This window comes from Rathayibacter sp. AY1H3 (assembly GCF_002932015.1).
This window is the reverse complement of record NZ_PSUU01000024.1, coordinates 1-16,589: the sequence shown is the minus strand read 5'-3', so window position 1 is coordinate 16,589 and position 16,589 is coordinate 1. Positions and strand designations below refer to the sequence as shown.

Genomic DNA, 16,589 nt, shown 5'->3' with positions numbered 1-16,589 from the left:
GGCCGCCTCAGCGACGGGCCGAGCCGCCCGCCGCGCTCAGGACCAGGGAGTGAGCAGCACGAGCGGGATCTGCCGCTCGGTCTTCGTCTGGTACTCGGCGTAGTCCGGCCACGCGGCGACCGCGCGCTCCCACCAGGCCGCGCGCAGATCGCCCTCGAGCACGCTCGCGGCGTAGTCCTTCTTCACGGGCCCGTCCTGCAGCTCGACGTGCGGCTCCTTGAGCATGTTGCCGTACCAGACGGGGTGCTCGGGCGCGCCGCCCTTGGACGCGACGACCACGTACTCGCCCTCGTGCTCGACGCGCATCAGCGCGGTCTTGCGGAGCTTCCCGCTCTTCGAGCCGACGGTGGTCAGGACGATGATGGGGCGGCCGCGGAGGAGGTTCCCCTCGGCTCCGCCGGTCCGCTCGTAGAGCTCCGCCTGCTCGCGGGCCCACTCGGACGTGCTGGGTTCGTACTCTCCGGTCAGCGGCATGCCTCCGATCGTACGGCCGCGGCGGCCCCGGTGGCCGACCCGTGTGCAGGAGGATGGAGCGGTGTTCTCCGCAGACCCGTTCGACCGAGCCCGTATCGCCCTCCTGCGCGACGACCTGATCCGCGCCCGCTACGGCGTGGACGCCGTGCGGGGGCTCTGGGGCGACGAAGCGGCCGAGGCGCTGCACCGCGGCGACCGGGTCCCCGCCCGCCGCGCCCTCGAGCGCAGCGGCGACCACGACGCGCTGGCCACCCTCGCCCGCCTGTTCCTCCTGGCCGATCCCGTCTCGGCCGACGACGCGGACGAGGCGTTCGGCGCTCTCGCGCTGGAGGGGGCGGTGGAGCTCGGCCTGGTGCGCGTCGAGGCCGGAGCCGTCGTCACCGCGGCTCTCGACCTGCGCCCCTACGACGTGGTCGACCAGCGCGGCGCTGCCTCCTGGTGGATCGCCTCCGACCTCGGGGAGCTCGCCCTCGGCCGCGCGCTCGACGAGGACCACGTGCTCGGCGTCGGCGGCGCGAGCCTCACGCTGACCGGCCTGATGATCCAGCGGCCCGTCGGCCGCGTGCTCGACCTGGGGACCGGCTGCGGGATCCAGGCGCTGCACGCCTCCCGCCACGCCGAGCAGGTGGTCGCCACCGACATCTCCGAGCGCGCGCTCGCGCTCGCCTCTTTCACCGCGGCGCTCAACGGGATCGAGAACATCGAGTTCCGCCTCGGCAGCCTCTACGAGCCGGTCGCGGGGGAGCGCTTCGACCACATCGTCACGAACCCGCCGTTCGTCATCACGCCGCGAGCCGAGGGCGTCCCCTCCTACGAGTACCGCGACGGCGGGCTGGAGGGCGACGAGATCGTGCGCCGCGTGATCCTCGGAGCCGCCGAGCACCTGGTGCCCGGCGGTGTCGCGCAGCTCCTGGGGAACTGGGAGTACCGGGAGGGCGCGGACGCCTTCGACCGGATCGCGGACTGGCTCGCCGACGCCCGCAGCCCGCTGGAGCAGGCGCTCGAGGCGGGGCCCGAGGGGCTCGACGCCTGGATGGGCGGGACCGCCTCTCCTCTGGACGTCTGGGTCGTGGAGCGCGAGCGTCAGGATCCGGCGGTCTACGCCGAGACCTGGATCCGGGACGGCGGCACGACTCGCGGCCCCGCGTTCGACGCGCTGGTCGACGCCTGGCTGACCGACTTCGAGCGGCGCGGGGTGACCGGCGTCGGCTTCGGCTACGTCACGCTCCGCCTGCCCGAGCAGCCCCGCCCGCCGATCCGCCGCCTCGAGCGGATCACCACGCCGGTCGCGACCGCGGGCCTGGGCGGCCACCTCGCCGCCTGCCTCGACGCGGCCGAGGCCCTCGCGTCGATCGACGATCGCGCTCTGGCGGGTCTCGCCCTGGTCGTCGCCGGAGACGTCACGGAGGAGCGGCACTACTGGCCGGGCAACGACGATCCGACGGTGCTGCGGCTGCGCCAGGGCGGCGGGTTCGCCCGGGTCGAGGAGGTCGACACGGCGCTCGCCGCCGTGGTCGGCGCCTGCGACGGCGAGCTCTCGGTGGCGGCGATCGCGGCGGCGGTCGCCTCGCTCCTCCAGGTCGAGGAGGAGGCGGTGTCCGACTCGGTGCTGCCGCGGGTGCGCGAGCTGGTGGCGACGGGGCTGCTGCGGCTGCCCCAGGGGGAACGCGGCTAGAAGAGGGTGGCGGAGTCCTCGACGGGGGGCGCGGCGGCCGCGGCGGGCGCGGCGGCGGCCGTCGGCCATCCGGGTCCGGCGTCGACGGGCTGCCGGCGCTGGTAGGCGGTCGCGGCGCTCCGGGCGCGGACGTCGGCGGCCTCGTTCATCCGGTGGTTGGCGTGCCCCTTCACCCACTCGAAGGTGACGGCTCGGCCCTGCAGCTCCTCGTCGAGCGCCTTGATGATCTCGACGTTCATCACCGGCTTGCCGTCGGCCTTGCGCCAGCCCTTCCGCTTCCAGCCCGGCAGCCACTCGGTGCAGGCCTTGATGGCGTACTGGCTGTCGCAGAGGATGTGCAGCGGCTCCTCCTCCTGCGCGGTCGCGCGCAGCAGCTCGAGCACCGCGGTGAGCTCGCCGATGTTGTTCGTGCCGTGCGACCAGCCGCCCGCGGCCCAGCGCTCGTCGTCGACGTACCAGGCCCAGCCGGCGGGGCCGGGGTTGCCCAGTGCGGACCCGTCTGCGGCGGCGATGATGCTCACGTGCGTCTCTCCTCGTGCTCTCGGTGCTCGCGCCGGTGCGGCGCCCTCCGAGGGTAGTCGGCGGGCGGGGCGGTCCGCGGCGCGCGGCGCGGAGTCAGGCGGAGGAGGAGCGGCGCGCGATCGTCACGCGCGTCGAGTACGGCATCGCGACGGTCCCGCTCCCGCCCGACTCCTCGTCCACCACGGCGTCGACCGCCGCGAGGACCGCGGCGCGCTCCTCGTCGGGCATCGCGATGACGGAGCTGCGGGACGCGAACATGTCCCGCACCCCGGCTCGGTCCAGCTCGAAGGACCACTCGAAGGCCGCGAACGCCACCCGCTCGAGAGCGGAGCCGAGCGGCGGCCGGAGCGTCTCGAAGCGCTCGGCGGTGGAGGCTCCGGCGACCTCGCCGAGCCGGCGCACCCAGGGGACCGACTCGTCGCGGATGTTCCACACCAGCGCGAGCACGCCCTCCGGCACCAGGACGCGGGCGACTTCGGCTCCCGCGCGCTCGGCGTCGACCCAGTGCCACGACTGCGCGGCGGTGACGAGCTCCGCGGAGGCGTCCGCGGCGGGGATCGCCTCGGCCGTCCCCTCCTCGGGGCGGACCCCCGGCAGATTCGAGGCGAGCCGCGCGAGCATCTCCGCGTCGGGCTCGACCGCGGTCACGTCGAGGCCGCGGGACGCGAGCGACGCGGTGAACTTGCCCGTTCCCGCGCCGAGGTCCACAGCGCGCAGCCGATCGGAGGCGTCGGCTCCCGCCGCGCGGGCCCGCTCCGGGACGAAGGCGCCCGCCACCCGCGCGGGGGCGTGCCCCACGATCCAGTCGACGGCGTCGTCGGGGTAGCCGGGCCGCCCGCGGTCGTAGGCGTCGACCGCGCTGCCGAAGGAGCGTCCGAGGCCGCTCATCGCTTCTCCGCCGCTCGCGCGAGCACGTCCACCGCGTAGCCGTAGCCGGCGATCCCCGCGCCGACGATCACGGCGATCGCGACGTCCGAGAGGTAGGAGTGCTGCCGGAACGGCTCGCGCCGGTGCACGTTGCTCACGTGGACCTCGACCATCGGCAGCTCGGTCGCGAGGACGGCGTCGCGGATCGCGATCGACGTGTGCGTGTACGCCCCGGCGTTGAGCACCACTCCCGAGACGGAGCCGCGAGCCGCGTGCAGCCGGTCGACGATCGCGCCCTCCGAGCTGCTCTGGAAGGTCTCGACCGTGAAGCCGTGCCGCTCGGCCGCCTCCGCCGCCAGCGCCTCGGCGTCGACGAGGGTGTCCGAGCCGTAGAGCTCGGGCTCGCGGGTGCCGAGCAGGTTCAGGTTCGGGCCGTTGAGGACGAGGATCGGCAGCTTCACGCTCCGACCCTAGCGCCGGCCGTCCCTGCGAGCGGGAGCGGCGGCAGCGCCGCGCGCAGGAGGATCAGCTCGCGCGCATGGGCGTCCAGACGCCGGTCCTCCTCGGTCCGCGGCTCGAGAGGCGGGACCGGCTCGGCCGCCCCGTCCGAGCCCCGCACCACGAAGACGCTCCGGCACTGCGTGGTCAGCTCCAGCTCGCCGGTCCGCGGGTCCCCGGAGCGCACGTGCACCGCCAGGTGCATGCTCCGGGCGCTCGTGTGGATGAGGCGCGCCTCCACCTCGACGAGGTGCCCGATGCGCACCGGACGGTAGAAGTGGATCCCGCCGGAGTAGACGGCCACCGCGTCGCGGCCGGTCCAGCGCTGCGCGACCGCGTCGGCCGCCTCGTCGATCCAGCGCATCACGATCCCGCCGTGGGCGTTGCCGCCCCAGTTGACGTCGCCCGGCGCCGCGAGGAAGCGGAACACGATCCGCGGACCGGTGCCCGCCTCGGTGTACTCCTGGGCGCGCATCACGTCGTGCAGCCTCCGGCGGCCCTCGATGCGCGCGGCGGCGCCCTCGGCGAGGGACAGGTCCTCGATCGAGCGGGGCCGCCACTCCAGGACCGACCGCGGCCTCTTCTCGTCGTCGACGGCCACGAACACGAGGAGGCAGTGCGTGGCGTCCTCGTAGAGGCCGGTCCGCGGATCCGCCTGCGCGACCTGCACCAGCACGTGCATGCTCGTGCGCCCGGTGTGGATGACGCGGGCGGTCGCCTCGATCAGGTTGCCGACCGAGATGGGCCGGGTGAAGTGGACGTTGCCGACGTACGCCGTCACGCAGTAGCCGCCGCTCCAGCCCACGGCGCAGGCGTAGCCGGCCTTGTCGATCCACTCGAGGACGCGGCCGGCCTGGGCGCTGCGGCCGTCGGCGGTGGCGTCCTGCGGGGCGGCGAGGAAGCGGAGCGTGATGCGGTCGGTCATGGTGCCCGTCGACGTGGGAGCGGAAGGGGGGAGTGGACCCGCGGGGGTGCGAGGAAAGGGGGATGATCCGCCCGCGGGCCACAGGGGTGTCCGGCAGGAGCCGGCTCGGTCAGGGGGATCAGGCCGCCAGCGGCAGCTTCTCGGCGAGGAGCCGGAGCCGCAGGGCCTGGAGCTCGGCGGTCAGCTCGGGCGGCAGCCGGTCGCCGAACCGCGTGAAGAACTCCTCCGTGAGCGCGCACTCCTCCAGCCACGCCTCCACCGGGACGGAGAACAGCTCCTCCTTCTGGGCCGCGGAGAGCCGGAGCCCGTGCGTGTCGATCACGACCGGCAGGTCGCCGAGGGGGCTCCGCCGCGCCTCCGCCAGCCCCTCCAGGCGGCGGACGAGCCACTGCAGCACCCGCGCGTTCTCGCCGAAGCCGGGCCAGAGGAACTCGCCGTCCGCGTCCTTCCGGAACCAGTTGACCTGGAACACCGCCGGCGCCGCATCGCCGAGCTCAGCGCCGATCGCGAGCCAGTGCGCGAAGTAGTCGGCCATGTTGTAGCCGCAGAAGGGGAGCATCGCGAACGGATCGCGGCGCAGCTCCCCGACCGTGCCCTCCGCGGCCGCGGTCTTCTCGGAGGCGACGGTCGCACCCAGGAAGACGCCGTGCTGCCACGAGGTGGCCTGCGTGACCAGCGGGACGTTGCTCGCCCGTCGGCCACCGAAGACGATCGCGTCCAGCGGCACGCCCTCGTGGGCGTCCCAGTCGGCGGAGAGCGACGGGCACTGCGCGGCCGGCGCGGTGAAGCGGGAGTTGGGGTGCGCGGCGGGCGTGCCGGACGCCGGCGTCCACGGCTGCCCGCGCCAGTCGGTCAGCCGCTCCGGGACCTCGTCGGTCAGGCCCTCCCACCACACGTCGCCGTCCTCGCGGAGCGCGACGTTGGTGAAGATCGTGTTGCCCCAGAGCGTCTGCACGGCGTTCGGGTTCGAGCTCTCCCCGGTGCCGGGAGCGACGCCGAAGAAGCCCGTCTCGGGGTTCATCGCCCAGAGGCGTCCATCCTCCCCGCGGCGCATCCAGGTGATGTCGTCGCCCAGCGTCTCGACCCGCCAGCCGGGGATCGCGGGCTGCATCATCGCGAGGTTGGTCTTGCCGCACGCGCTCGGGAAGGCGGCGGCGACGTGGTAGCGCCGTCCCTCGGGCGAGACGATGCGGATCAGCAGCATGTGCTCGGCGAGCCAGCCCTCCTCGCGCCCCATCGCCGAGGCGATGCGCAGGGCGAAGCACTTCTTCGCCAGCAGGGCGTTGCCGCCGTAGCCGGAGCCGTACGAGACGATCTCGCGCGTCTCCGGGAACTGGGTGATGTACTTCACGGGGCTGCACGGCCAGGCGACGTCCTCGCGGGTGACGCCGTCCGCGTCGCGGAGGGGCAGCCCCACGGTGTGCACGCCGCGGACGAACGGGGTCTCCTCGGTGAAGGCGGCGAGCGGCTCGGAGCCCACGCGCGCCATGATCCGCAGGTTCAGCACCGCGTAGGCCGAGTCGGTGACCTGGACGCCCAGCTGCGAGAGCGGACCACCGACGGGCCCCATCGAGAACGGGACGACGTACATCGTCCGTCCGCGCATCGCTCCGTCGAGGAGGGGAGCGAGCTCGGCCCTCATCGCGGCGGGCTCGCGCCAGTTGTTGGTCGGTCCCGCGTCGGCCTCGTCGGTCGTGCAGATGAAGGTGCGGTCCTCGACCCGGGCGACGTCGTCCGGGTCGGTGCGGGCCAGGAACGAGCCGGGCCGCCACTCCGGATTGAGCGGGAGGAGCGTGCCGGAGGCGACGAGCCGCTCGGTCAGGCGGTACCACTCCGCGGGGGAGCCGTCGCTCCACTCGATCGCGTCGGGCTTGAGGATCGCGGCGGTCTCGCGCACCCAGCGGCGGAGGGCGAGGGGCGCCGGCGGCACGACGGGCGCGGGGACGGACGTCGGCGCGGTCATGGTGCTCGGCTCGAGTCGGACGGTGTTGCTGTAGATGCTCATGCTGGCTCCGCTTTCGGTGGTCGTCGTCGACGGGGGTGGGGAGTCGCCGGCCGCAGCCGGGAAGAGGCCGGCCGGGCCGGGAGGGGCGCTCAGTGGCGCCTGAAGCCAGGATGGAGGAGGATCGGGAGGTATTCCCGGCGCTCAGGCGGTCAAGAAACCACCTTTTTGCGCTTCCGTCACAACCGATCGCTGGAGCTCGCCGTGACCGATCCCTCGACGCCCGCCCCGGGCTCCGACGCCGTGCTGCTCGGGCAGCGCCTGCGCCACTTCCGCACCCGGCGCGGACTGACCCTCGGGCAGCTCGCCGAGCGCGTCGACGTGTCGGGGAGCCAGCTCTCGCTGATCGAGACGGGGCGCCGCGAGCCGCGCCTCTCCCTCCTGCAGCGCCTCGCGGCCGCGCTCGGCGTCGAGCTGGCGGCGCTGCTCTCGGACGAGCCGCCGAGCGAGCGGGCCGCGCTCGAGATCGAGCTGGCGCGCGTGCAGAAGGGGTCGCTGTACCGCTCGCTCGGCCTGCCCGAGTTCAAGGTCAACAAGGGGCTGAGCACGCCCGTGCTGGAGGCGTTCCTCGGCGTCTACCGCGAGCTCGCCCGTCGCCGGAGCGAGGCGAGTGCCACACCGGAGGAGGCGCGCCGGGCCAACACCGCCCAGCGGCTCCAGCTGCGCGAGCGCAGCTCCTACCTGCCCGAGATCGAGGAGGTGGCGGGCGAGATGCTCCGGACCGTCGGGCACCGCGGAGGAGCACTGACCCACAGCTCCGTCTCGAAGATGGCCCGGCACCTCGGCTTCGAGATCATCCACGTCGGCGACCTGCCGCACTCCGCCCGCTCGGTGATCGACCTCGCGAACGGCAGGATCTACCTCCCGCCCGCCTCGATCCCCGGGGGGCACGGCCTGCGGGCGCTGGCGCTGCAGGCGATGGCGCACCGCCTCCTCGGGCACGAGCGGCCGGTGACCTACGCCGACTTCCTCCGCCAGCGCCTCGAGATCAACTACTTCGCCGCCGCGTGCCTGATGCCGCTGGAGCCGGCGGTCGCGTTCCTCCAGGAGGCGAAGCGCGAGCGGGACATCTCGGTGGAGGACTTCCGCGACGGCTTCGGCGTCACCCACGAGGCCGCCGCCCTGCGCTTCACGAACCTGCTCACCTCGCACCTCGACATCCGGATGCACTTCCTGCGGGTGCTGGGAGACGGCTCGATCCAGAAGGCCTACGAGAACGACGGGCTGCCGCTGCCGACCGACGTCACCGGGGCCGTCGAGGGCCAGGTCGTCTGCCGCTACTGGTCGGCGCGCTCCGCGTTCACCCGGACCAACCGGACGACGGAGTACTACCAGTACGTCGACACTCCGGCGGGCACCTTCTGGTCGGCGTCGCAGACCGGCACGACCGCCACCGAGGAGTTCTCGATCACCGTGGGCGTCCCGTTCGCCGAGGCCCGCTTCTTCCGAGGCCGCGACACCGACCGCCGCGAGCTCTCCCGCTGCCCCGACGAGTCCTGCTGCCGACGCGCCCCGTCGGAGCTCGCCGCGCGCTGGGACGGCAACGCCTGGCCGAGCGCGCGCCTGCACGCGCACGTGCTCGCGCCGCTGCCGTCGGGGACCTTCCCCGGCATCGACGACGCCGAGGTCTACGAGTTCCTCGACGCGCACGCCCGCGAGTCCTGACCGCTCCCGCGAGACGCCGCTCCGGTGCGCCTGGGTCGGCGTGCCGCGTACCCGAGCGCGTCCCGCGGAGGGGGCGGGAGGCGTCAGTCCGAGATGAGGGCGCGGGCCGTTCCCTCGTCGAGGATGAGGTCGGTGATGAGACCGGCCGCCAGGGCGCCGCGCAGGCCCGGCAGCTTCGAGGCGCCCGAGACGACGCAGATCCGGCGCGACGCGCGGCGCACCGTGGAGAGGTCCGGACCGCTTGCACGTTCGTTCATGGGGATGTCGTCCCAGCTGCCGTCGGACCGGTAGAACACCGTCGCGACGTCGCCGACGACCCCGGAGCCGCTGAGCGAGGTGAAGTCGCTCGGCTCCAGGTAGCCGCCGATGTAGACCTTCGAGGGGACCGCCGCGAACGGCGACCCGAGCCCGAACAGCGCCACGTCCATCCGCTGCTGCAGCTCCAGGACCCGTCGGGTGGAGCGCTCGCGCCACACCGCCTGCTTGGTGGTCGGGTCGTCGAAGAACGCCGGCACCGGGAACTGCTGGACCTTCGCCGCGTAGGCGTCACCGAAGCGGCGGAGGATCTCGCTCGAGTAGTTGATGCCCGTGGTCTCGGTGTTGCCGGCGCCGTTCAGCTGCACGATCTGCGTGTTGTGCGTCTCCTTGGCGATCAGGTGGCGGCTGATCGCGCTCATCGTGGAGCCCCAGGCGATGCCGACGATCATGTTCGAGTCGATGAACTGCCCGAGGATCCTCGCTGCGGACAGGGCGACCCGCTCGAGCCGGTCGATCTCGCTGGTGTGGTCCGGCACCGGCACGATGTGCGCCGTGATGTCGAAGTGGGACCGCACCTCGGCCGAGAGGGCGCTCGCCCGGTCGAGGGGGGAGCGGATCTGGATGTCGACCAGGCCTGTCGCGCGGGCGTGCGAGAGCAGGCGCGAGACGGAGGAGCGCGACGTGTGCAGCTCGTGCGCGATCGCGTCCATCGTCAGATCCTGCATGTAGTACAGCTGGGCCGCACGCAGCGCGTCCCGCGTCTTGTCGGGATGGGTCGCGTGGGTCGTCTCGTCGAGTTCGACGACCGGTCTCACCGGGGTCATAGCACTCCCTGCACGGATTTCCACCCGTCTTGACCGGATGTGTTGTCGGGTCAAGGATGGCTGTATTCCTCCGCGAAATCAATCGGTCATCTCCCCGGTGCACGCTGGTGCGGAGGCCTCGACGACACCCCTACGACACGAAGGCGAGTACGAAGTGGCACAGTCCGACGGAACTCCCGGAAACTCCGCTCTGCGCGAGAGCGTCGCTGCTCTCCGCGACAACCCCCGCGCCACGGTCCTGGTCATCGGCGGTGGCATCAACGGCATCGGGACCTTCCGCGAGCTCGCGCTCAACGGCGTCGACGTCGCCCTCGTCGAGCGCGGCGACTACGTCTCCGGTGCCTCGAGCGCCTCGAGCCACATGATCCACGGCGGCATCCGCTACCTCGAGAACGGCGAGTTCCGACTCGTCAACGAGGGCGTGCACGAGCGCAACGGCCTGCTGAAGATCGCTCCCCATTACGTGAAGCCGCTGCAGACGACGATCCCGATCTACTCGACGTTCTCGGGCATCCTCGCGGCTCCGCTGCGCTTCCTGACCCACAAGTCGGGCAAGCCGCAGGAGCGCGGTGCGCTGCTGATCAAGGTCGGCCTCACGATGTACGACTTCTTCTCCCGCGACGGCGGCACGGTCCCGCGCCACCAGTTCCACGGGCGCAAGCGCTCGCTGAACGAGCTCCCCAAGCTCGACCCGAAGATCAAGTACACCGCCACCTACTTCGACGCCTCCGTGCACGAGCCCGAGCGCCTCGCGCTCGATGTGCTCCACGACGCGCTGATCGGCGGCAGGAAGGCCCGCGCGGCCAACTACGTCGAGGCCGTCGGCGCCGACGAGAAGGGCGTCGTCCTCCGCGACCGCGAGTCCGGCGAGGAGTTCACCTTCGCGGCGGACGTCGTCGTCAACGTCTCCGGACCGTGGACCGACTTCACCAACACGGCCCTCGGCACGTCCACGAAATTCATGGGCGGCACCAAGGGCTCGCACATCGTGCTCGACAACCCCGAGCTGGTCGAGGCCTGCGAGGGTCGCGAGATGTTCTTCGAGCACAGCGACGGACGCATCGTCCTCATCTACCCGCTCAAGGGCCGCGTGATGGTCGGCACGACCGACATCGACGCCGACCCCACGAAGCCGGCGGTGTGCACGGAGGAGGAGATCGACTACTTCTTCGAGCTCGTCAACCACGTCTTCCCGGCCATCCGCGTGGACCGCTCGCAGATCGTCTTCAAGTTCTCCGGCATCCGCCCGCTGCCCCGCCACGACGACGAGGCCCCGGGCTTCGTCTCCCGCGACTACCGCATCGAGCCCTCGACGCTCCCCGGCAACGGCTCGCCCGTGCTCAGCCTGGTCGGCGGCAAGTGGACGACGTTCCGCGCCCTGTCGGAGCACCTCTCGAACGAGGTCTTCAAGCGGATCGGCGTGACCCGTCGCGTCTCCACCGTGAAGACCCCCATCGGAGGCGGCAAGGGCTTCCCGCGCACCGATGCGTCCCGCGCGCAGTGGATCAGCCAGCACCGCTCCGGGCTCTCCTCGGCCCGCACGGGCCAGCTGCTCGAGCGCTACGGTACCCGCGCGCAGGAGGTCATCGAGGCCCTGGCCGACGGACACGACGAGGCGCTCGACTTCGACAAGGACTTCACCACCGGTGAGATCCGCTACCTCGCCCAGCGCGAGAGCGTGGTGCACCTCATCGACCTGGTGATGCGCCGCACCAACCACGCCTTCACGGGCGGCCTGAGCCGCGAGCTCCTCGAGGAGCTCGCCGAGCACACGGGCGCCGTGCTGGGCTGGGACGACGCCGCCCGCGCGTCGGAGGTCGACGCGACCATCGCGCACCTCAAGGAGTACAACGGCGTCGACGTCGGGGGCACCTCGGTGCAGACCCCGACGGCCGTGCCCGCCTCCTGATCGGCGATCAGGCGCGGATCGACGGAAGCCCCGGACCGAGGACCACCTCGACCGGGGCTTCCGTCGTGACAACGCACAAACGTGCACGCGCCGTTCCTTGTCGCTAGGACAGGGCGCCGATAACTTCACACCGTCGGGCATCGAAGCCCGCCGCGGACGCCTGTGCGCGTCCGTCTTACGAAAAGGAAAAGGTCAACGTGGACAATCTCGGAGTGGTCTTCCTCGCCGAAGTCGTGGGAACGGCCATGCTCGTGCTCCTCGGCTGCGGTGTCGTCGCCAACGTCGCGCTCGTGAAGAGCAAGGGTCTCAACGGCGGAACCCTCATGGTCAACATCGGCTGGGGCTTCGCGGTCTTCGCCGGTGTGATCGTCTCGTACAACTCGGGGGCGCACCTCAACCCCGCGGTCACCCTGGGCCTCGTCGCGAGCGGAGCGACCGAGTTCGGATCCGGCGTGCCCGTCAACATCGTCTCGATCCTCGTCTACATCCTCGCCCAGATGATCGGTGCGATCCTCGGTGCCGTCTTCTGCTGGCTCGCCTACAAGCAGCACTTCGACGAGGAGCCCGACGCGGCCAACAAGCTCGGCGTCTTCTCGACCGGCCCGGCGATCCGCTCGTACGGCTGGAACTTCGTCACCGAGGTCGTCGGCACCTTCGTCCTCGTCTTCGTCGTCATCGGCTTCGGCGGCGGACGTCAGGGCGACGGCGGTCTGGCCGCGCTCGGCGCGCTGCCCGTCGCCATCCTGGTGATCGCGATCGGCGCCTCCCTCGGCGGCCCGACCGGCTACGCCATCAACCCCGCCCGCGACCTCGGCCCCCGCATCGCGCACGCTCTCCTGCCGATCAAGGGCAAGGGCTCGAGCGACTGGAGCTACGCCTGGGTGCCCGTCGCCGGCCCGATCGTCGGTGGAGTGCTCGCGGGCCTCGCCTCGCTCGTGCTGCTCCCGGTCCTCTAGACCGCCGCGCTTCCTTTCACCCCCGTTACGAAGGAGTAATCATTCATGGCTGACTACGTCATCGCTATCGACCAGGGGACCACGTCGTCCCGCGCGATCATCTTCGACAAGAAGGGATCGATCGTCTCCACCGGCCAGAAGGAGCACGAGCAGATCTTCCCGCGCGCCGGCTGGGTCGAGCACGACCCGATCGAGATCTGGAACAACGTCCGCGAGGTGATCGGCCAGGCTCTCTCCCGCGCCGACCTGACCCGCCACGACATCGCCTCCGTCGGCATCACCAACCAGCGCGAGACCGCTGTCGTCTGGGACAGGACGACCGGCAAGCCCGTCTACAACGCCATCGTCTGGCAGGACACCCGCACCCAGTCGATCGTCGACCGCCTCGCCGGCGATGAGGGCGCGGACCGCTTCAAGTCGATCGTGGGCCTCCCGCTCGCGACCTACTTCTCCGGCACCAAGATCGTCTGGATCCTCGAGAACGTCGAGGGTGCTCGCGAGAAGGCCGAGGCGGGCGACCTGATCTTCGGCACGACGGACACCTGGGTCCTCTGGAACCTGACCGGCGGCATCGACGGCGGCGTCCACAAGACCGACGTCACCAACGCCTCCCGCACCCTGTTCCTCGACCTCGAGACCCTCGAGTGGCGCGACGACATCCTCGAGGCCTTCGGGGTCCCGAAGTCGATGCTCCCCGAGGTCTGCTCCTCCTCCGAGGTCTACGGCCACGTCGAGTCCTCGTCGCTGCTGCGCGAGGTCCCGATCGCCGGCATCCTCGGCGACCAGCAGGCCGCGACCTTCGGCCAGGCGGCGTTCGACCCGGGCGAGGCGAAGAACACCTACGGCACCGGCAACTTCCTGATCTTCAACACGGGCACCGAGATCGTCCACTCGAAGAACGGTCTGCTCACCACCATCGGCTACAAGCTCGGCGACGGCGAGGTGCACTACGCGCTCGAGGGCTCGATCGCGGTCTCCGGCTCGCTGATCCAGTGGCTGCGCGACAACCTGGGCCTCATCGGCTCGGCCCCCGAGGTCGAGGCGCTGGCCGCCACGGTCGAGGACAACGGAGGCGCGTACTTCGTGCCCGCCTTCTCGGGTCTGTTCGCCCCCTACTGGCGCTCCGACGCCCGCGGAGCCCTCGTCGGCCTCACCCGCTACGTCAACAAGGGCCACATCGCCCGCGCCGCGCTCGAGGCGACCGCCTTCCAGACCCGCGAGGTCCTGGACGCGGTCAACGCCGACTCCGGCGTCCCCCTGCAGGAGCTCAAGGTCGACGGCGGAATGATCGCCAACAACCTGCTCATGCAGTTCCAGGCCGACATCCTCGGCGTCCCGGTCGTCCGACCGGTCGTCGCGGAGACCACCGCGCTCGGAGCGGCCTACGCGGCCGGTCTCGCGGTCGGCTTCTGGGAGAACCTCGACGACCTGCGCCAGAACTGGCAGGAGGACTCGCGCTGGACCCCGCAGATGGACCAGGACGAGGCCGCCCGCCAGTACCGCCTCTGGAAGAAGGCCGTCACCAAGACCTTCGACTGGATCGACGAGGACGTGCAGTAGTTCCTTCCGCGGCAGTCCCTGCCTGCCGCGGCGCGGTCGGCTCATCGAGGTGGTCGCGTCTCGGGGAGCGGGTTCCGTCCGGTTAGGGGACAACGCTGACACGCGTTCTCCCCGTTCGCCTCGTGCGGCGAGCGAATGATGTGCGTCCGTTCACGGTGAAGCGCCCTGTCCGACCCTCGGGTCGGGTGGGGCGCTTCGTCGTTCCGACGACGGCGCAACGAGTATCGCAACGGGGTGGTTCGGGGACACCCATGCTGGTCGAGTCTTCGCCGCAGCCGGCTCATCGAGACCCGGCAATTCGGACCTGCATGCTGGTCGCGTAGTCGCTGCAGGCGGCTTATCGAGACCCGGACCGGGCGGGGCCTCAGTCCGCCGACAGCCCGAGCTGCGCGTCCAGCTCGTCCAGGGAGCCGATCCGGCGCACGCCCAGCTCGACCGCCTCGGGCGGCAGCTCGCGGCCGTGCTCGGGACCGCCGACGCGGTCGAGCCAGACGCCGCGCAGGCCCGCAGCGGCCGCTCCGACGGCGTCGGTGCCGAGCCGGTCGCCGACGTAGAGGGCCTCCTCCGGAGAGACCCCGAACCGCTCGCAGGCGATCGCGAAGATCCGCGCGTCCGGCTTGGCGACGCCGACGTCGCCGGAGGCGATCACGTGCTCGAAGCGACCGGAGAGGCCCGTGCCCTCGATCTTCCCCCGCTGGAAGTCGAGCACGCCGTTGGTGATGACGCCGAGGCGGACTCCGGCGGCGTCGAGCCGGTCGAGGACGGGCAGCGCGTCGTCGTGGAGGGTCCAGGCGGCGACGTAGTGCTCGAGGTACCCGCGGAACCAGGAGCTCGCCTCCTCGGGAGTCAGCCCGACTCCGGCCTCCGCGGCGAAGTCCGTGGCGCGCGCCCGGCGCTGGCCCTCGTAGTCGAGCTCGCCCGCGAGGTAGCGGTGGTAGTGCTCCTCCTCGAGCAGGTGCCAGCGGCGCTGCACGTCGGCCGGCTCGCCGGCGTAGGCGGCGCCGAGCGAGGCGGCGTACGCGACGATCCCCTCCCGCACAGCGCGGGCATGGGCGAAGAGGGTGTCGTCGAGGTCGAAGAGCGCGAGCCGCAGCACGGCCGCCTCAGCGGACGCGGCGGAGGAGGCCGACGGAGTCGTAGACGGCGGCGAGCGTGCGCTCCGCGGTCTCGGACGCGCGGTCGGCGGCGAGGGAGAGGACCCGGTCGAGCTCGGCCGGGTCGGCGAGCAGCTCCGCGGTCCGCGCGCGGATCGGGTCGAAGGTGGCGGCGACCACCTCGACGAGGCCCTTCTTGAGGTCCCCGTAGCCGTGGCCCGCGTACTCCTGCTCCAGCGACTCGACGGAGCGGTCGGCGAGGACCGAGTAGATCGTCAGCAGGTTCGAGACGCCGGGCTTCGCCGCCCGGTCGAAGCGCACCTCCGACTCGGTGTCCGTCACGGCGCGCATGATCTTCTTCGCGGTCGCCTTCGGCTCGTCGAGCACGCTGAGCAGGCCCGCATCCGACTCCGCCGACTTCGACATCTTGGCGCCCGGGTTCTGCAGGTCGAAGATCTTCGCGGTCTCGCGCACGATGTGGGGCTCCGGCACGGCGAAGGTCTCGCCGAAGCGCGAGTTGAAGCGCGCGGCGAGATCGCGGGTGAGCTCCAGGTGCTGGCGCTGGTCCTCGCCGACCGGCACCGCGTCCGTCTGGTACAGCAGGATGTCGGCCGCCATCAGGATCGGGTAGGTGAACAGGCCCACCGAGGCGGCCTCAGCGCCCTGCTTCGCCGACTTGTCCTTGAACTGCGTCATCCGGCTGGCCTCGCCGAAGCCGGTCAGGGTGTTGAGGACCCAGGCGAGCTCGGCGTGAGCGGGCACGTGGGACTGGATGAAGAGGGTCGAGCGCGCGGGGTCGATGCCCGCGGCGATGTACTGCGCGGCGGTCGCGCGGGTGCGCTCGCGGAGCTGCTGCGGGTCCTGCGGGACCGTGATCGCGTGCAGGTCGACGACGCAGAAGTAGGCGTCGAAGTCCTCCTGCATCGCGACCCACTGGGTCAGCGCGCCGATGTAGTTGCCGAGGTGCAGCGACCCGGAGGAGGGCTGCATGCCGGAAAAGATGACGGGCTTGGCGCCCGGGGTGCTGGGAGTCATGGGTGGCCTCGAGGGGTCGGTTCGCGGGGGAGAGGGTCAGAGCTCGTAGTCGACGACCACGGGGGAGTGGTCGGACCAGCGGGTGTCGTAGGAGGCGGCGCGGTCGACCTCGTAGCTGCGGGCGAGGTCGGCGAGCGCGGGCGTGGCGAGCTGGTAGTCGAGGCGCCAGCCGGTGTCGGTGTCGAAGGCCTGGCCGCGCTGCGACCACCACGTGTACGGCCCGGGCACCTCGCCCGCGAACCGGCGGCCGAGGTCGACCCAGCCCAGTCCGGCACCGGCGTTGTAGTCCGGGTCGCCCTCGGCGCCGACGAAGCGGTCGACGTAG

14 protein-coding genes and 1 pseudogene are annotated in these 16,589 nt (G+C 71.8%); 5 read left to right on the top strand and 10 right to left on the bottom strand.

The window, feature by feature from the left end; all coding sequences use genetic code 11:
- Positions 1 to 36 precede the first annotated feature (36 nt).
- A complete protein-coding gene (locus C5C33_RS10690; protein WP_104223205.1) occupies positions 37 to 474 on the bottom strand; it encodes a nitroreductase family deazaflavin-dependent oxidoreductase in 438 nt (145 codons plus the stop codon).
- 61 nt (positions 475 to 535) lie between these two features.
- Here C5C33_RS10690 and C5C33_RS10685 point away from each other — a divergent pair, with 61 nt between their 5' ends.
- Positions 536 to 2,149 carry a methyltransferase gene (locus tag C5C33_RS10685; protein ID WP_258062581.1) on the top strand — a complete coding sequence of 538 codons (1,614 nt, stop codon included), beginning with the start codon at positions 536 to 538 and terminating at the stop codon, positions 2,147 to 2,149.
- Here C5C33_RS10685 and C5C33_RS10680 read toward each other — a convergent pair.
- The 5 genes from C5C33_RS10680 to C5C33_RS10660 form a co-directional block, all read right to left on the bottom strand.
- Entirely contained in the window at positions 2,146 to 2,670 is a 525-nt protein-coding gene (locus C5C33_RS10680) for a ribonuclease H (protein WP_104223203.1), read from the bottom strand. The genes C5C33_RS10685 and C5C33_RS10680 overlap by 4 nt on opposite strands.
- Before the next feature lie 94 nt (positions 2,671 to 2,764).
- On the bottom strand, positions 2,765 to 3,559 hold the full coding sequence (locus tag C5C33_RS10675; RefSeq protein WP_104261096.1) for a class I SAM-dependent methyltransferase: 795 nt from the start codon (positions 3,557 to 3,559) through the stop codon (positions 2,765 to 2,767).
- Entirely contained in the window at positions 3,556 to 3,999 is a 444-nt protein-coding gene (aroQ, locus tag C5C33_RS10670) for a type II 3-dehydroquinate dehydratase (protein WP_104226430.1), read from the bottom strand. Before aroQ ends, C5C33_RS10675 begins: the two co-directional genes overlap by 4 nt.
- Positions 3,996 to 4,961, bottom strand: a complete 966-nt coding sequence (locus tag C5C33_RS10665) for an acyl-CoA thioesterase (RefSeq protein ID WP_104261095.1) — start codon at positions 4,959 to 4,961, stop codon at positions 3,996 to 3,998. The genes aroQ and C5C33_RS10665 overlap by 4 nt, the downstream gene beginning before the upstream one ends.
- 118 nt (positions 4,962 to 5,079) lie before the next feature.
- A complete protein-coding gene (locus C5C33_RS10660; protein ID WP_104261113.1) occupies positions 5,080 to 6,924 on the bottom strand; it encodes a phosphoenolpyruvate carboxykinase (GTP) in 1,845 nt (614 codons plus the stop codon).
- A gap of 243 nt (positions 6,925 to 7,167) precedes the next feature.
- Between C5C33_RS10660 and C5C33_RS10655 the strand changes: the two genes are divergently transcribed.
- Positions 7,168 to 8,628, top strand: coding sequence for a helix-turn-helix domain-containing protein (locus C5C33_RS10655; RefSeq protein ID WP_104223199.1), 1,461 nt, complete (start codon positions 7,168 to 7,170; stop codon positions 8,626 to 8,628).
- Between the two features lie 83 nt (positions 8,629 to 8,711).
- Here the strand turns inward: C5C33_RS10655 and C5C33_RS10650 are convergent, their stop codons facing one another.
- The gene (locus tag C5C33_RS10650; protein WP_104223198.1) at positions 8,712 to 9,710 is read right to left on the bottom strand and encodes a sugar-binding transcriptional regulator; all 999 of its coding nucleotides are present in this window, start codon (positions 9,708 to 9,710) and stop codon (positions 8,712 to 8,714) included.
- Between the two features lie 154 nt (positions 9,711 to 9,864).
- Between C5C33_RS10650 and C5C33_RS10645 the strand changes: the two genes are divergently transcribed.
- The 3 genes from C5C33_RS10645 (at position 9,865) to glpK (ending at position 14,135) form a co-directional block, all read left to right on the top strand.
- On the top strand, positions 9,865 to 11,619 hold the full coding sequence (locus C5C33_RS10645; protein WP_258061232.1) for a glycerol-3-phosphate dehydrogenase/oxidase: 1,755 nt from the start codon (positions 9,865 to 9,867) through the stop codon (positions 11,617 to 11,619).
- A gap of 245 nt (positions 11,620 to 11,864) precedes the next feature.
- The gene (locus C5C33_RS10640) at positions 11,865 to 12,575 is read left to right on the top strand and encodes an MIP/aquaporin family protein (RefSeq protein WP_374953823.1); all 711 of its coding nucleotides are present in this window, start codon (positions 11,865 to 11,867) and stop codon (positions 12,573 to 12,575) included.
- A gap of 45 nt (positions 12,576 to 12,620) precedes the next feature.
- A complete protein-coding gene (gene glpK, locus C5C33_RS10635; protein WP_104226427.1) occupies positions 12,621 to 14,135 on the top strand; it encodes a glycerol kinase GlpK in 1,515 nt (504 codons plus the stop codon).
- A gap of 364 nt (positions 14,136 to 14,499) precedes the next feature.
- Here glpK and C5C33_RS10630 read toward each other — a convergent pair whose 3' ends face one another.
- The 3 genes and pseudogenes from C5C33_RS10630 to C5C33_RS10620 form a co-directional block, all read right to left on the bottom strand.
- Positions 14,500 to 15,231 (bottom strand): HAD family hydrolase, encoded by a 732-nt coding sequence (locus tag C5C33_RS10630; RefSeq protein ID WP_104261093.1) that lies wholly within the window; start codon positions 15,229 to 15,231, stop codon positions 14,500 to 14,502.
- 7 nt (positions 15,232 to 15,238) lie between these two features.
- Complete coding sequence (gene trpS / locus C5C33_RS10625; protein ID WP_104261092.1) at positions 15,239 to 16,264, bottom strand: tryptophan--tRNA ligase; 1,026 nt, start codon at positions 16,262 to 16,264, stop codon at positions 15,239 to 15,241.
- 36 nt (positions 16,265 to 16,300) lie between these two features.
- Positions 16,301 to 16,589 (bottom strand): annotated as a pseudogene (locus C5C33_RS10620) (exodeoxyribonuclease III); the annotation flags it as partial.

Coding starts and splice junctions, on each gene's coding strand:
- C5C33_RS10675 (WP_104261096.1), bottom strand. CDS start 3,559: ATGAGCGGCCTCGGACGCTCCTTCGGCAGCGCGGTCGACGCCTACGAC.
- C5C33_RS10640 (WP_374953823.1), top strand. CDS start 11,865: ATGCTCGTGCTCCTCGGCTGCGGTGTCGTCGCCAACGTCGCGCTCGTG.
- C5C33_RS10660 (WP_104261113.1), bottom strand. CDS start 6,924: ATGACCGCGCCGACGTCCGTCCCCGCGCCCGTCGTGCCGCCGGCGCCC.
- C5C33_RS10650 (WP_104223198.1), bottom strand. CDS start 9,710: ATGACCCCGGTGAGACCGGTCGTCGAACTCGACGAGACGACCCACGCG.
- trpS (WP_104261092.1), bottom strand. CDS start 16,264: ATGACTCCCAGCACCCCGGGCGCCAAGCCCGTCATCTTTTCCGGCATG.
- C5C33_RS10665 (WP_104261095.1), bottom strand. CDS start 4,961: ATGACCGACCGCATCACGCTCCGCTTCCTCGCCGCCCCGCAGGACGCC.
- C5C33_RS10690 (WP_104223205.1), bottom strand. CDS start 474: ATGCCGCTGACCGGAGAGTACGAACCCAGCACGTCCGAGTGGGCCCGC.
- glpK (WP_104226427.1), top strand. CDS start 12,621: ATGGCTGACTACGTCATCGCTATCGACCAGGGGACCACGTCGTCCCGC.